Genomic DNA, 15,018 nt, shown 5'->3' with positions numbered 1-15,018 from the left:
TAATAAGGACGGCAAGAAGCCGTCGTTATCTTGAAGACCCCCTGGAACGCGAAGCGTTTCTCTTTTCCTTACGGAAAAGCACCGGGCTTCTTCGGTATGCACGGAATTTGCGGTATAATAAATGCTGGATAGCAGAGAAGGGCGCTATTCTGATTCATATATGTCCTTTTCTACTATCTACTATCTAGCATCCAGCATCTAAAACGGGGTGAATGTTTTGCCGAAAAGACGAGTAAAGCGGGAGATCCTGGAACGCACGGATCACCGGCTGGATCTGAGCGTGGCCGGAAGGAATATCTTTATTTCCAGAGACAAGCAGGCGCAAAGCCGTTCCGCCCGGCGTATTAAGGTGTGGATGCGGGTAGTACTGACTCTGGTGATCCTGTTTGGCTCCATGGCCGCGATCTTATTCGCTGTTTCTTATCTGGGGCCATGGCTTCGATCTGAAATGTCCGTGGAAGCCAGCAGCTCCGTGTCCGCCTCTTCCCTGCCCTCCGCGCTGCCCAGTCCTGTTCCGGAGTATGACAGCGTTGGGCTTCCCGTTTACAGCGAAGAGGTCTGCCTGTTCCTTGTCAACAAGAGCAATCCTGCCAAAAAGGACTTTGCGCCGGAGCTTACAGAAGTAAGCGGAATTCAGGTAGATTCCAGAATCGCCGCGGCCCTGCGGCTGCTTTCCACCGCCGCCAAGGAGGATGGTCTGGCGCTGAGCTTTACCAAGGGCTACATTTCCTATGAAGAGCAGAAAAAGCGCTTCCGGGCTGTAGCGGACAAGCTGATGAAGGAGGAGGGGCTTACCACCGTTATGGCAAAATCGGAAGCGGAGGCGATAGAGCCTCAGCCAGGCGAAAGCGATTTTCAAAGCGGTATGTGCATCCGCCTGGAGGGAGACCCCAAAACCTTCGAGGATTCCCGCACCTATTCCTGGTTAAAAGCAAATATGGGAAAATACGGCTTTATTTTCCGTTACCCCCAATACAAGGAGGATGCCACCGGGCTGGAGGCCGACCCCACCGTGATCCGTTATGTAGGCAGCGCCAGCGCCGCCGCCATGCAGCAAAGGTCTCTCTGCCTGGAGGAATATATCAGCTATCTGGATAATCAATAAAGAGACAGAGCGGCTGTTAAGGAAAGAGCAGGCTCCTATCGGTATCTTGAGGGAAAGGCGCGTTGCTCCTTCCCGAAGGATTTTGCTCTTTCTTCCCTAAATAAAAGGGCGAAGGACGAAATTTTTCAAGGAAACGGAGCAATAACAGGCAAATGCAGTTCGCTAAACTATAGGTTTAGCACTTACCCTTGGCTCCCCTGAAAGGGGTGCTGGTCTCCGGTGGAGACCGTTCAGCACCGACCAGAGCGAAGCGGAGAAAGCTGTCACGGCTTTGCCGTGACTGAGGGGTTCCGACAGGAAGGTAAAAATGTAGATTTTATGCTGGTTTATAGCGAGCTGGAACCTCTCCACCACCTGACGGTGGTCCCAGAAGGTTGCAAAGCAACCTTCTTCCCCTATTCAGGGGTGAGCGCGTCCCGGTGGGGGGGAAGGTCTCCAGTGGAGAACTCAGCTGTCGCTTCAGACATTGCTGAACGTGCCCCACTGGGGCACAGCAACCGCTCTGACCCGTTCTCGTTTGTCAACTCGGTCGTTGCTGGACGTGTGCCACCGGCACACAGCAACCGAACCGACAGGTAAGACCGTTGCTGGGCGTGCCCCACCGGGGCACAGCAACCGAGCCGACAGGCGAGAAAGGCAAGGGGTTAGTGCTAATTATTAGTCCGCTAAATTCCAATTTGTCAGCTTACTTACAGCCGGGTCGAAAACACCTTGCTGTCAGTGCACTAGGAACCCACTGAAAAAGGAGGTAAGAAAGCTATCGCTTTCTTACCTCCTTTTTCAGTCCGGCCGGCAAGCGGCTGCGGTGCTTTACCGCAGCGTTGTGATCACCCGCCATCTGATCCTCTTTCTCCAACCTTTTTCGATTTTTCCTTACTTTTTTCTGGACTTTTCCAATTTCCGGTGGTAAAATGTATCGGATAGCGCAAAATTTGCGCCGGAAAAGAGTTCCCCGGTGCGGTCCAAACCGCCTGTTTCTTCTGAACGACCCGGGCGATCGAGGGAACCGGAAAACGAAAATGGAGGAATGTACATGAAGCTTACGTACAACATCAAGGACAAGCCAAAGTTCGGCCAAATGATCGTATTTGCCGTTCAGCAGCTGCTGGCGATTATGGCCGCTACCATTGCGGTGCCCGCCATTGTGGGCAACGGTATGCAGCAGACAGCCGCCATGTTCGGCGCTGGTGTGGGCACATTGGTCTATGTGCTGTTCACCAAGGCAAACAGCCCCGTGTTTCTGGGCTCCAGCTTCGCCTTTATCGGTTCTATGAGCGCCGCCTTTGCCGGCGCCGTATCCACCTCCGCCGGTTACGCGGGCCTGATCATCGGTGCCGTGTTTGCCGGCCTTGTTTATGTGGCGATCGCCCTTATCGTAAAATTTGCCGGTGTTGGCTGGATCGACAAGCTGATGCCCAAGCAGGTCATCGGCCCCACTGTGGCCATTATCGGTCTGGGCCTTGCGGGCAGCGCTATCTCCAACCTGAATGCCGGTGGCTACACAACGGCGGAGGGCGTTTCCACAGCTTACCCCCTGCTGGCCGTGTTCTGCGGGCTGTTCGGCCTTCTTGTCACCATGCTGTGCTCCGTATACGGCAACAAGAACATTAAGCTGATCCCCTTCATCATCGGCATTGTGGCAGGCTATGCCATGTGCGCTCTGTTTACCGTGATCGGCATTGCCACCGGAAACGATGGACTGAAGCTTATTAATTTCTCCCATTTCCAGGGGATCGGCCTTTTCGCCCTGCCCAAGTTTACTTTCCTGGAAGCCATGAAGGGCGTTTCTGAGATCAACGGCGCTTACATTGGCACTGTGGCTCTGGCCTATATGCCTGTGGCCTTTGTGGTATTTGCCGAGCACATTGCCGACCACAAAAACATTTCCTCTATCATTGAAACCGATCTTCTCAAGGAGCCCGGCCTGCACCGCACCCTGCTGGGCGATGGCATCGGCTCCATGGCGGGCGCCGTGTTCGGTGGCTGCCCCAACACTACCTACGGCGAGTCCGTAGCCTGCGTGGCCATTTCCGGCAACGCTTCTGTGGCGACCATCATCACCACCGCCATTCTGGCGATCTTTATCGCCTTCGTTTCCCCCTTTGTCGCCTTTGTAGAGTCTATCCCCTCCTGCGTCATGGGCGGCGTGTGCATGGCGTTGTATGGCTTTATCGCCGTTTCCGGCCTCAAGATGATACAGAAGGTGGATTTGGAGGACAACCGCAACCTCTTCACCGTGTCCACCATCCTTATCGCCGGGATCGGCGGCCTGGTGCTGGACTTCGGAAAGATCCAGATCACCGCCGTAGCCACCGCGTTGATTCTCGGTATCCTCGTCAACCTGATCCTCCACGCCGGGGATAAGAAAAAGAAAGCATAAGCTGTTTTGAAATTAAGAAGAGCGCGCTGCAGAGGGAAAACTGCAACGCGCTCTTTTTTTGATGCTGGATTCTGGATTCTAGACGCTAGATGATGGCGGCGCTGCTATGCATAAGGAGCAATGAGAAATTAGCAATGAGCAATGAAAGGCAAAGGCGAAACAGTAAATTGTATAGAAGTAAACTATAATTTAGCGAACTAGTCGTTAGCTGTTAGTTGTTAGAGAAGAACAAGCCCCTTCCTTTGTCATTCTGAGGAACGAAGTGACGAAGAATCTCGTCCTTAATTCCAGGGCAAGAGAACAAAGGACGAGATTCTTCCCTTCGCTCAGAATGACAAGGAGAGATCTTTTCCCCTTTCTAACAACTAACTACTTACGACTAACGACTAACACGCCAAATTCCAATTTACCGAACCTTTCCCCTGCCTTTCCTAATTGCTCATTTCCAGTTTCTATTGCTCCTTGTGCCTATCGGCGTTCTTTACCGCAGGGGAATCTTCTCCCCATTCACTCGCACAGCGGTAACTTCCTGCGGATCCACAGGCGCGCCGGTCACCATGAGCTTTACTACCGCAGAGGTATCGTTATCTCCACGGAAAAATTCATAGGGCGTGGTGACCGCATGGTAGGAATGTGCCTTTTCTCCGCAGACAAAATCCAGGCTTTCCATACCGCTCAGCTGATCCCTGGCGCCTCTGAGATACACGCCCAGAGGAGTGATATCGATTGCTTCCAGAGAAAAACTCTCTCCCTCTACAGGGCCAAAGGAGGCGGTGCTTTCCGCAAGGCTTTCCTGCAAGTCAAATTTTACTGGAATCCTGAGAGTTTCCTCTCTGGAACAGAAGATCATGGCAAAAAACTCATAGTCCATTAGCTCTTCCGGGTTGATATCAAAAACGATTTCTTCGTAGCAGTCCTTTGCCGCGCTGTAAGGTGGCCCCATTGAACCATGGCGTTCTCGTTCAGGTCAAACACAGCGACCGCGTCCAACCGCTTATACCCGAGAAGATCATTTTCTTCCACAGCCAGCATCTTTTCAGAACCGGCATTTCCCAACTGCCGTGCCACGGCTTCCCCCTGGCCCGCGTTGGCGCAAACGATTCGGAAGCTGTGCCTTTGAGAACCTGAATCGGTGTTTTTGTATCGATACTGTATATGGAATTTCCCATGAAGAAAACCGGCGGCTGTGATCTCCACAAAGTCCGCGCTTTCCGGGGAAACAGACTAAACGGGCTTCAAAACCACCGGAACGTCTTCTTCTCCGCGGTACTGCTCAAAAAACGGCATACCCGGCATTTCCTGCCCCTGCTCTGCAAGCTGCCCCCTGATTTCTGTATCGGCAGCCTCAGCTTCCTCCACGATGAGAAAACGGGCCGTGTTTCCGGTAGTATCATAAACTCGGGCAACCGGCAGAGTTTCTGTAGTCAAGGTCTTCTCCGGGAAGGAAAGCGGCACATATTCGGAAGAGCCTTCCGCGACAAAGATGCGGCGAACGCAAAGCTCCACCGATGCGTTGGCGGCGCTGTAAGCCTCGCTGCTTCTTTCGTTTGCGGAGCCCGGCAGCCAGTAGCGCCCTGTGGTCAGATCAAACCGGCAAAAAGCTGTTTGGGTTTCTCTGTTATATTCCAGCACCTGAGCGCTCTGGGCCATGCCGCCCTCTATCACGTTTTCCGTTTCCGGGTATTCCCCATTGAGCACCGCACCGGCGATCACGCTCATAGTTTCGCCCAAGCGATTTCTTTCTTCCAGATCCTGCAAGGTGAAATAGGCGATTACATGGTTTCCATCACCCATGGCGCCCAGCACCTCCATGCGGATCCCGTTCCATTCTCCGGAGGCGGCAACGGGAGCCAGACTTTCCGCCACCGGGGAGCTTTTCCCGAACAGCAGCTCCCGAAAGCCCGGAAAGGCGGAGGCCAGCGCCGTAACGGACAGCGCCATCACCAGCACGCACGCCAGTGCCGCTGTAACGATCCGCTTTTTCCTATGCGCCGCGGGAACAGCCGGGCGTTGCCCCGCCGCCACCATACGTTCCGCAGTTCTTGCCCGCAACGCGGCGCTGGGATCCACCTGTGCCATCAGCTCCTTATACTCACGTTCCAACATGGTCGTTCTCTCCTTTCAATCTGTTTCGCAGCAATTCTCTGCCCCGAAAAAGCCGGGATTTCACTGTGCCGGGTCGCAGACTCAGCATGGCGGCGATCTCGTCCACGGTCATATCCTCCCAGTAAAACAGGCGGAGCACCGTGCTGCATTTGCACGGCAGCTTTTTCAGTTCCTCTGCTAAATAGTGGTTTTCCGGCGTATCCGCCTGCAGGCTCTCTTCCAGTGGAACGCTGCGCCGCCAGGAAGAGGCCCACAGCTTTTTGCAGCAATTTATTGTCACCCGCAAAAACCAGGCCTTTTCGTGTTCTCGGCTTTCAAAGACCAGGGCCCTTTTCACATAACGGAGAAACACTTCCTGGTATACATCGTCCGCATCGCCGCGGTTTTTCAGCCGAGCAAAAGCGAGCTTGTAGACCAGTTCCGACCATTTTGCGATCACCTCTTCCGCCTGTTCCTGGGAAAACGACCGAGTGCTCAAGGTTCCCCACCTTCTTTCTGTTTCCCTAAAAACCGGTTTCGCTCTGAATACCCCACAGCAAGCGAAAAGGTTCCGCTATTCTAAAATTTTGTGCAAAATCTTCCCAAAATACAGAAAAGGGAGAAGCAACCTCCGCTTCTCCCCTGCTTTCTTTGTCTTTTTTCATCTCTGCCTGGGCCAGAAATACAGGCTGTATACCAAAAGGCAGAGGGAGATCAAGATCGCGCTGGCCGCTGCGCCCAAAGCCAATGCCGTGCGGTTCAGCGGCCCCGCCACCATGCTGATCAAAATAGCAATAGCGTCCGCCGTAAGCAGCAGCTTACAAAGTCTTTTTTCCACGTCAGACATTTTGATTCCTCCAAGTGAAAGATTAGATTTTAGAGATCGGACGAATGAGCAGTTAGCAAAGAGCAATTAGGAGCGTGCGATAAATGATAGTTTAGCGCACACCCCTTGGCTTTCTCGCCTGTCGGCTCGGTTGCTGTGCCCCGGTGGGGCACGCCCAGCAACGACCGAAGCGACAGCTGAGAACGGTTCGCATCAGCGGTCTCGCCTATCGGCTCGGTTGCTGTGTGCCGGTGGCACACGTCCAGCAACGACCGAGTTGACAAACGAGAACGGGTCAGAGCGGTTGCTGTGCCCCAGTGGGGCACGTTCAGCAATGTCTGAAGCGACAGCTGAGTTCTCCACTGGAGACCTTCCCCCCACCGGGACGCGCTCACCCCTGAAAGGGGTGCTGGTCTCCGGTGGAGACCAGCACCGACCGAAGCGACAGCGTAGAAAGCTGTCACGGCGAAGCCGTGACTGAGGGGTTCCGACAGAAAGGTAAAAAATGCAGGTTTTATACTGGTCCATAGCGAACTGAAACCTCTCCACCACCTAACGGTGGTCCCAGAAGGTTGCAAAGCAACCTTCTTCCCCTATTCAGGGGAGGCAAGGGGTTAGTGCTATTCGTAAGCCTACTAAATTCCAATTTATCGCACTGCGCCCTTCCTCATTCCTCATTCCTCATTTCCTTCTTCAAGAGCGCATCGGAGAGGGTGGCGAGCTGTTCCAGAGTAAGCTGCTCCGCTCGGGCGTTTTTGGCTGCACCGGCGGCTTCCAGGGCCTGCTCCACCTGTATTTTGGTGAAGCGACCCGCCGAGGCAATAGAATTGGCGGCGGTTTTTCTCCGCTGGGAAAAGGCGGCCCGCACTATTTTGAAAAACTGATTCTTATCCTGTACCTTTACCGGCGGCTCCTGCCGCAAGGACAGCCGAATCACGGCGGAATCCACATTGGGCGGCGGATAGAAGCTTCCCCGGCTTACGGGAAACAAAATTTCCGGATTGCTGTGATACCACACCGAGGCGCTGACCGCCCCGCACTCCCGGGTGCCGGGCCTTGCGCAGATGCGTTTTGCCGCCTCCTTCTGCACCATAACGGTAACGCTCTGTAAAGGGAGATCGCTTTCCAGCAGCCGCATGAGCACCGGGGAGGTGATATAGTACGGGAGGTTCGCGCAAACGCACACCTTTTCACCCCCGAATTTTTCCCGGATCAGCTTATGGAGATCCAGCTCCAGGATATCCCCCTCTACCAGCTCTACATTACCGCAGTCCGCCAGGGTTTCCTCCAGTACCGGAAACAGGCGGCGGTCCAGCTCTACCGCGACCACCTTTTTCGCCGCCTGAGAAAGCTCCCAGGTCAGCACCCCCATACCGGGGCCGATCTCGATCACCCCGGCCGCCTGATCCGCCCCGCATTCCGCCGCCATTCTGGGGCAGATGCCGGGATTGATCAGGAAATTCTGCCCCATGGCCTTGGAAAAGTGAAAGCCGTGCCGGGCCAAAACCTCTTTGATATAAGATAACTCCGAAAGCTTGCTCATTGGTGCTCCTTTCTTGAACTCCCGTAACTTTCAGGCGGAAAACAGCCGATCACTGCCGCGCGTCATACAGCACACGCACCCCATCGTCATAAATTTTAGAAAACCTTCCGGCGATCCATTCCTCGTTCACCTCATAGGTGGAGCGCTCAAAATCGCTGACCAGAATATACTGTACGCCGTATTCCCGAAACAACGCCTCGTTCTCCTCCGGCCGTTCATACATCAGCTCTACCGCATGCTCCCATTTTCCGTAGGGCAGGCCGTGAAAATACAGATAGGAAGAGGAACCGCACAAAATATTGCGCCCAGCCAGGGAACAGATCTCGTTGTTGTGCCGGGTGTCTGTTAAAATCAGGGAATCCGGCGCGGTATGCTCCTCCACAAATTCACACAGAGCGATAGCGCCGTCCCCATAGATCTCATACCGGGCGTTCCATTCCCTTCCCACGGTCAGTACGGCGGAAAAGGAGCACAGCGCCACGGCGGCTCCGGCAGCGGCCCTTCGAACGCCCGTAAGCCTGATTTTCCGCAGCAGCCGGAAGAAAAATTCCGAGGCTCCGCAGCACAGCAAAAGGTAGGCCGTGTAAAGCAGCTTGTTATTATCATAAGGATTGGGCTGGAACACCGCGAATTCCGCAAAAAACCAGATCACAAGAGCCGGAGCGTATTTGGAAAATTCCCGGCTTTTGGCCGTAAGCAGGCCGCCCAGCGCCAAAAGCCCGCCAAGGCCGATATTTTTCAAGTAAAACCACAGATAATTGTCCTCCCCGATACTCCACCCAAAATGCCCGCGGATAAAGCCGTCGCTTCCCGCCTGGCGAAAGGTCCAGAAACAGAGCTGGGGCAAGGCCAGCACACAGGCCGAGAAAAGGAGAACGCCCCAGGTAGAAAGCAGTTCGCGTCCCGCGCCCTGCCGGAGCCGCTTCCACAAAAGCCAGCCCAAAAGCAGCAGAAGCAAGCAAGCGGCAGCGCAAAGCGTCCAAAGCAAGCCGGGGGAATCCAGCTTTCCGGTACGGCGCAATAGCTCCTGCAAGCCCCACATGACCGGCAGACCCAGCAAAATGAGAAGCTTTCCCGCCCGGGCGCCCCAATTCTCCCAGGAAAGCTCCCGCAGTAAAAAGCCCAGCAGCCACACCCCGCAGATCAGAGCCATCGCCACAAAGGAATGGGTGTGGATCATGGGCAGCAGCCCCGCCAGCACCCCGGCATACAGGAAATAGCGCTTTTCTCCCTCATAGACCGCACGGTACAGCAGATACAGGGTGGGAAACAGTACCGCCCAGCCAAACAGAGTCGCCCGCTGGGGCAGCAGCATATCCACGATCACATTGACCCAGCGGATATTTCCCTCCACGTAATTGGTGGGAGTCTGGTAAAAACCCGTAAAGATCCGGCAAAAGTCTTTCCCGCTCCCCAGAAAATAGAGGAACCCGAAGCCGCCGTTGAAAAAGAACAGCGTCCAGGCAAAGTCCGCCTTCCTTTGGTCGGACAGCAGCCGGGAAACAAAGAGATAGCCGCCGAAAAGCACCTGGGCCCCGGCAAAAGCCATCGGCAGGAAATATGACCATTTCAGGGCCTCGACCCAAAAGCCGGTCAACCCCTTCGCCATATGATAAAACAGATAGAGAGAAGAGGAAATACTGTCGCTCAAAAAGGGATAGGAAAGCCGGAAGCCCGGCAGCAGCGAGTATTCAGGCGGGAAAGTCCCCTGCCGGGCAATGCTGGTGAGAAAGCTCAGGTGCATGCTCATATCGCCATAGGTGGCCTGGCTGGAGCATATCCGGCCGTTTTCCCAGCGGAAGGAGCGCCATACCAACGCCCAAAACAGCAGCAGGACCAGCAGGATCACCCACAGAAATTTCCTGCGGGCAAAAGCGGAAAAACCCAGCGGCACACGCTCTCCCTTTTTTACGACCGCAAGGCAAAGAACACAGAGCAGCACCGCCGCCCCCAGCCCGCAAAAGCTGGACGCCGCCGTAAATCCCAGAAAGAAGGAGAAAGGAACCGGGCACCATTGCAGCAGTACGCTGCCCAGCATGCTGCCCAGCAGCAGCCGCGCGCCGCCGCTTTCCCCCGGCAGCAGACGCCAGGCTGTCAGCACCCCGCAAAGCTGGAAGGAAAAAAAGAAAAGGCAGGAAATCAGCAGGAAACTCAAATACCAGATAAATTCCGCCAGAATCATTTTCTCCCCTCCTTTTCACGCACGTCTTTCTCCTATTATAACTGCCCTGCCAAATAAAGTAAAGGCAACGCCACATAACGGCCTCTTAAAAATTTGCGCTCGGGGAAAAATTGTTGTATACTGTATAGAAAACGGCGGCACGGCCGCACGGAGGAATGGCTATGGAAAAGCTTGTACGCAGAGACAAAACCAATTACTATCTGGACCTGGCAGAAACGGTTTCCCAGCGCTGCACCTGCTTGAGAAGGCATTACGGCGCTGTGATCGTGAAGGACGACGAGGTGATCTCCACCGGCTATGTGGGCGCGCCCAGAGGGCGGCAGAACTGCTCTGACCTGGGCTACTGCCTGCGGACGAAAATGGGGATCCCCAGAGGGGAGCGGTATGAGCTGTGCCGCAGCGTTCATGCGGAGGCCAACGCCATTATCTCCGCCTCCCGCCGGGACATGATCGGCGCTACCCTGTACCTGGTAGGCAGAAACGTGGACAGCGGAGAGTATATTGAAAACGCCGTTTGCTGCTCCATGTGCAAGCGCCTGGTGATAAACGCCGGCATCGAAAGAGTGATCGTGCGGGACGATAAGGAAAACTACCGCGTCATCTCCGTGGCGGACTGGATCGCGGACGATGAATCCCTTCGGGGCGTGCTGGGCTATTGAGCGGCGAAAAAGCACAGGGCCGCTATGGGCTGCTGGATTCCCTGCGGGGGCTGTGCCTTCTCAGCATGATCGGCTACCACGCCGCCTATGACCTGCTCCATCTGGCCGGGCTCTCCCTTCCCTGGCTTCACGATACGCCGGGGCACTTATGGCAGCAAAGCATTTGCTGGAGCTTTATCCTGCTTTCCGGCTTCTGCTGGAGCCTGTCCCGGCGGCCCCTTCGCCACGGCTTGGTTTTGACGGTCTGCGGAGGCGGGATCACGCTGGTCACTTATTTCATCATGCCCTCCGAGCTGATCCAGTACGGTGTGCTGACCCTGCTGGGGCTTTCCGCCCTGCTGCTGAAGCTGTTTTCAGAGCTGAGTCACCGCCTGAAGCTGCGTTTGCCGCCCACCGTGGGGCTGTTTCTTTCCCTTGCGCTCTTTTTTCTGCTGCGGGGTGTTCCTCAGGGCTATCTGGGCTTTGAGGGCCTGCGGCTCTGTCCGCTGCCGGAAAGCCTGTATCAAACCGATTGGACGGCGGTTCTGGGTTTTTCCTCCCCTTCCTTCTATTCCACAGATTATTTTCCCTTGCTGCCCTGGTTCTTTTTGTACGCCTCCGGCTTCTTCCTGTGGAAATGCCTTTCCCGCCGGGAAAAAGCGCTGGAGCTGCTGCGCCCGGGCTTTTTCCCTCTCTCCTTTTTGGGGCGGCACAGCCTTTTGATCTATCTATTGCACCAGCCGGTGCTGCTGGGGATTTTTCTTCTGCTTGCGTAAAATACAACAGGGACAGCGCTTCCCTTTTGAAACGCCGTCCCTGTTTTTTATTTTGTGATTTACTTACTTCGCCTCAAAATAGGCCTTAAAGGCCTTGTAGGCCATATACACGTCCAGCTTGGAGACCACCTCGAAGGGGGCGTGCATGGAGAGCACCGGTACGCCGATATCGATGACATCGGCGTTCAGGCGGGCGATATCCAGCGCCACGGTTCCGCCGCCGCCCTGGTCTACCTTGCCCAGCTCACCGATCTGCCATACCACCCCGGCATCGTCCAGAACACGGCGCACCCAGCCCAGAAACTCGGCGGAGGCATCGTTGCTGCCGCTCTTACCGCGGGCACCGGTATACTTGGCCACCCCTACGCCGCGATTCAGATAGCAGGAATTTCCCGCTTCATAGGCATAGGCATAGGTGGGGTCATAGGCGGCGGTCACGTCGGCGGAAAGGCAGCTGCTGGCGGACCACACATGGCGGGGCTCCAGGCCCTCGGCCGCCGCCAGATCGGACACAAAATAGTTCAGATATTCGGAGCAAAGGCCGGTATTGCCCACGCTGCCGATCTCTTCCTTATCCGCCAGGCAGGTCACCACCGTATGCTCCGGCGTTTTGCAGTTCAAAATCGCTTCCAGGGCGGGATAGGCGCACACCCGGTCATCGTGGCCGTAAGCGCCGACCATACTGCGGTCAAAGCCGATATCCGCCGCACGGAAGGCGGGAACAAAGGAGATCTCTGCGGAGATCAGGTCGCTTTCCACAATACCGTACTGCTCATGGAGCAGCTTCATCACGTTCAGCTTGTAAAGCTGCTCACCCTCGGCGTCCTCCAGAGGCAGGCTGCCGATGAGAATGTTCAGGTCTTCTCCGGTAAAGGCCTCCGCCAGCTTCTTGCCCATCTGATCCCTTCCCAGGTGGGGCAGGATATCGGTGATGGTAAACTGGGGGTCTTCCGGCCGGTCGCCGATATTCACGGTGATCTCTGTGCCGTCCTTCCGCACGATCTTTCCGTGCATGGACAGGGGGATCGCCGTCCACTGGTAATGCTTGATCCCGCCGTAATAGTGGGTCTTCAGCAGCGCCAGCTCATTTGCCTCGTACAGCGGAATGGGCTTTAAGTCGATACGGGGGTTATCGATATGAGCTGCAGCAATGCGCACGCCCTCCTTCGCTCCCTTTTTGCCGATCACGGCCAGGCAGATAGCCTTGTCCCGGTTATTGTAATACACCTTGTCGCCCGCCTTGTACTTGTGAGCGGGATCGAAGGGAACGAACCCGGCGGCTTCCGCGGCCTTTACGGTGTAATCCACAGATTCCCGCTCCGTTTTGGCCTGATCCAAAAAGTCTTTATACCCTTCGGCGAATTTATCCGCCTTTTTCATTTCCTGCGCCCCGGCCCTCTTCACGCCGTGAGTGCGGTCATTGAGAAGCTGCTTTGCAAGCTCCTTCGCGTCTACCTTTTCTGCTTTTTTAGCCATCATTGTACGCTTCCTTTCTCTGTAAAATTCTCATAAAGCCCTTCGGCGGCCGTAAACCCCGGTGCTTTTCGGCTTACCGGCATACCGCGGGGCTCCTGAATTTTCCAAATCCACTGATTACTTTACTCCCCTTTTGGGAAATTGTCAATCAGATTCCGCCCAGGGATTTCAAGGCCATATAGTAATAGGCGGAGATCCGATAGCCCACCCGGCCATACAGCTTTTGCAGCCCGGAATAAGTATAGCCGATAAAGCCTCGCTTCAACCCGGTCTCCTGCAAATATTTTGTACCCGCCAGGGTCGGATTCGTTCCGATCCGTCTTCCCCGGTAGGCGGGGGAAACCACCGTACAGCCAAGGCGCCCGTGCGGGACGCCTCGGTTTCCACGCCTACAAGAATCGCGCCGCAAACCGTACTTCCCGCTGCGGCCACCGCCGGTTTCCTTTCTTCTGATAAAGAGCGCCTGAGCGGTAAAAACCCACAAAATCCGCCTCGCTGCCGTGACGCGCCGCAGCACCTCCGGCAGATCCTCCGCCCCGGCCCAGCGATAGGTGATCCCGTCTATGGTATCTCCGGCGGCACAGCTGAAGCGCTCCGGCAGCGAGAGCTCCGCTTCCATATCAAAGCAGTTTGCTTCTCCCCAGCTGTGACGGTAGCCCCGCTTTTCAAAAAAGGCCGCCGCGTTCTGCCCTGCCAATTCCCGGGGCAGCGCCTCCGGCCCCAGCTCTTCCCGAAAGGGCTGAACTCCCACCGGAACTCCGGGCGTGAGATAATCCTCCCCGGCCCCGATCTGAATACTGCCATACCCCGCCCGGCGCAAAAGCGCCTCTGTTTCCTGCAAAAGCGCGCTTCCCAGCCCATGGCGGCGATACCTGCTGTCCACGCAAAGGAGGTACACCGTGTTTTTACAACTCACGGAAGCGCCGATCAGCTCTCCCGCTTCAGTTCTTCGTGCCAGAATCCGGTTTTCCTCCTGGGATAAAAGCTGTCTCACCGTCTGCTCCGCCCGGGTGACATAGGAAAATTCCGCCGGAACAGCTGATAGCATTCTTCCCGCATTTTACTCTTCTTCCCGCCGCAAGGAAGCTCTTTCCCTACAGCTGCTGAAACCAGGCCTTCAGCTCCGCCTTACAGGCAGCCGCAAGGCCTTTTATTTCCACACCCTGAAGAGCGGCCTCCAGATGATAGAGGATCACCACACAGGTATTCGGGCATTGCTTTTTCAGCCGAAAAACCGCCTGTTTGCTGCCGATCTCCCGCAGCTCTTCCGCCGAATGAACACCCACTGAATGAAGCTTCTTTTCCATGGTTTTTCCCAGCCCTAGAGTTGTGACCGCCGCCATATGCTTTCCTCCCACCGCTATGTTTTTACTGATCGCCGCTGTGGTCAGTCCGCGGGCGACAGCTTCGCATAGACATAAGTATCCTTCCAAATGGGCTTTTCGTTCTGATCCTTCCAAAAGAAAACGTTTTGCAGAAAGTGCGCCTCCCGGCGAAATCCAAGAGCCTCCAGCAGCTTCCAGGAGCTTCTGTTTTGGGGATCACACTCTGCGTAGATCCTGTGAATTCCATTGGTAAAGGCCCGCTGAATCAGAGCTTCACAGCTTTCCCGCGCATAGCCCTTTCCCCAGTAATCCCGATGAAACACATAGCCCAGCTCCAGAGCTTCAAAGTCCCGCTTTCCCAGATAAACGTTCCCGATCATCTTATGGGAAGTCTTCAGTTCCACCGCGATCATTTCCTCTGTCCCGATGCGCCACTCCAAATTGCTTTCCGTTTCCTCCGGCGACAGGGGCTTGTACGGCTCGTACTCCACCACCTTTGCGTCGGACAAATATTCAAACAGATCTGGCAAGTCGCTTTTTCTGTACCTTCTCAAAATGAGCCGCTCTGTCTCCACTATGACTGCTTCATTTTCCATATGTGATTTCCTTTCTGAGGGCGAAAATTAGTAGTTAGCTGTTAATTGCAAAAGCAAAGCAAGGCCCTTTTCCCCGCCCAAGAATG

At 55.3% G+C, this 15,018-nt stretch carries 15 protein-coding genes; 4 read left to right on the top strand and 11 right to left on the bottom strand.

The annotated features are described in order from the left end of the window. The first annotated feature begins 217 nt into the window (after nucleotides 1–217). Both U8T64_RS09940 and U8T64_RS09935 read left to right on the top strand, forming a co-directional pair. A complete protein-coding gene (locus U8T64_RS09940) occupies nucleotides 218–1,105 on the top strand; it encodes a M15 family metallopeptidase (RefSeq protein ID WP_322183260.1) in 888 nt (295 codons plus the stop codon). A gap of 1,033 nt (nucleotides 1,106–2,138) precedes the next feature. Beyond that, nucleotides 2,139–3,485 (top strand): uracil-xanthine permease family protein, encoded by a 1,347-nt coding sequence (locus U8T64_RS09935; RefSeq protein WP_322183259.1) that lies wholly within the window; start codon nucleotides 2,139–2,141, stop codon nucleotides 3,483–3,485. 481 nt (nucleotides 3,486–3,966) lie between these two features. Here the strand turns inward: U8T64_RS09935 and U8T64_RS09930 are convergent, their stop codons facing one another. The 7 genes from U8T64_RS09930 to U8T64_RS09900 form a co-directional block, all read right to left on the bottom strand. Beyond that, nucleotides 3,967–4,428 carry a hypothetical protein gene (locus U8T64_RS09930; RefSeq protein ID WP_322183258.1) on the bottom strand — a complete coding sequence of 154 codons (462 nt, stop codon included), beginning with the start codon at nucleotides 4,426–4,428 and terminating at the stop codon, nucleotides 3,967–3,969. Then, a complete protein-coding gene (locus U8T64_RS09925) occupies nucleotides 4,356–4,682 on the bottom strand; it encodes a hypothetical protein (protein WP_322183257.1) in 327 nt (108 codons plus the stop codon). Before U8T64_RS09925 ends, U8T64_RS09930 begins: the two co-directional genes overlap by 73 nt. Before the next feature lie 27 nt (nucleotides 4,683–4,709). Continuing rightward, nucleotides 4,710–5,591 carry a DUF4179 domain-containing protein gene (locus U8T64_RS09920; protein WP_322183256.1) on the bottom strand — a complete coding sequence of 294 codons (882 nt, stop codon included), beginning with the start codon at nucleotides 5,589–5,591 and terminating at the stop codon, nucleotides 4,710–4,712. Beyond that, nucleotides 5,578–6,069 (bottom strand): RNA polymerase sigma factor, encoded by a 492-nt coding sequence (locus U8T64_RS09915; RefSeq protein ID WP_322183255.1) that lies wholly within the window; start codon nucleotides 6,067–6,069, stop codon nucleotides 5,578–5,580. Before U8T64_RS09915 ends, U8T64_RS09920 begins: the two co-directional genes overlap by 14 nt. 162 nt (nucleotides 6,070–6,231) lie before the next feature. Further along, nucleotides 6,232–6,417, bottom strand: coding sequence for a hypothetical protein (locus U8T64_RS09910; RefSeq protein ID WP_322183254.1), 186 nt, complete (start codon nucleotides 6,415–6,417; stop codon nucleotides 6,232–6,234). Nucleotides 6,418–7,063: 646 nt separating this feature from the next. Continuing rightward, nucleotides 7,064–7,939: a 16S rRNA (adenine(1518)-N(6)/adenine(1519)-N(6))-dimethyltransferase RsmA gene (rsmA, locus tag U8T64_RS09905; RefSeq protein ID WP_322183253.1), complete on the bottom strand. Its 876-nt coding sequence runs from the start codon at nucleotides 7,937–7,939 to the stop codon at nucleotides 7,064–7,066. 49 nt (nucleotides 7,940–7,988) lie between these two features. Beyond that, nucleotides 7,989–10,121 (bottom strand): hypothetical protein, encoded by a 2,133-nt coding sequence (locus tag U8T64_RS09900; RefSeq protein WP_322183252.1) that lies wholly within the window; start codon nucleotides 10,119–10,121, stop codon nucleotides 7,989–7,991. Between the two features lie 161 nt (nucleotides 10,122–10,282). Here U8T64_RS09900 and U8T64_RS09895 point away from each other — a divergent pair, with 161 nt between their 5' ends. Both U8T64_RS09895 and U8T64_RS09890 read left to right on the top strand, forming a co-directional pair. Then, nucleotides 10,283–10,780 (top strand): deoxycytidylate deaminase, encoded by a 498-nt coding sequence (locus tag U8T64_RS09895; RefSeq protein WP_322183251.1) that lies wholly within the window; start codon nucleotides 10,283–10,285, stop codon nucleotides 10,778–10,780. Next, the gene (locus U8T64_RS09890; protein WP_322183250.1) at nucleotides 10,777–11,535 is read left to right on the top strand and encodes a heparan-alpha-glucosaminide N-acetyltransferase domain-containing protein; all 759 of its coding nucleotides are present in this window, start codon (nucleotides 10,777–10,779) and stop codon (nucleotides 11,533–11,535) included. Before U8T64_RS09895 ends, U8T64_RS09890 begins: the two co-directional genes overlap by 4 nt. Before the next feature lie 63 nt (nucleotides 11,536–11,598). Here U8T64_RS09890 and U8T64_RS09885 read toward each other — a convergent pair whose 3' ends face one another. The 4 genes from U8T64_RS09885 to U8T64_RS09870 all read right to left on the bottom strand — a co-directional run bounded on the left by U8T64_RS09885 (nucleotide 11,599) and on the right by U8T64_RS09870 (nucleotide 14,932). Continuing rightward, on the bottom strand, nucleotides 11,599–13,011 hold the full coding sequence (locus tag U8T64_RS09885; RefSeq protein WP_322183376.1) for an aminopeptidase: 1,413 nt from the start codon (nucleotides 13,009–13,011) through the stop codon (nucleotides 11,599–11,601). 148 nt (nucleotides 13,012–13,159) lie between these two features. Next, the gene (locus U8T64_RS09880; RefSeq protein WP_322183249.1) at nucleotides 13,160–14,059 is read right to left on the bottom strand and encodes a GNAT family N-acetyltransferase; all 900 of its coding nucleotides are present in this window, start codon (nucleotides 14,057–14,059) and stop codon (nucleotides 13,160–13,162) included. 46 nt (nucleotides 14,060–14,105) lie between these two features. Then, nucleotides 14,106–14,354 carry a TfoX/Sxy family DNA transformation protein gene (locus U8T64_RS09875; RefSeq protein WP_322183248.1) on the bottom strand — a complete coding sequence of 83 codons (249 nt, stop codon included), beginning with the start codon at nucleotides 14,352–14,354 and terminating at the stop codon, nucleotides 14,106–14,108. Between the two features lie 44 nt (nucleotides 14,355–14,398). Then, entirely contained in the window at nucleotides 14,399–14,932 is a 534-nt protein-coding gene (locus U8T64_RS09870; protein ID WP_322183247.1) for a GNAT family N-acetyltransferase, read from the bottom strand. Nucleotides 14,933–15,018: the final 86 nt, after the last annotated feature.

It is taken from the genome of Neglectibacter caecimuris (assembly GCF_034335015.1).
GTDB classification, from domain to species: Bacteria; Bacillota; Clostridia; order Oscillospirales; family Acutalibacteraceae; genus Acutalibacter; species Acutalibacter caecimuris_A.
The sequence above is the reverse complement of the archived record's forward strand: the minus strand, read 5'-3'. Positions and strand labels throughout refer to the sequence as shown.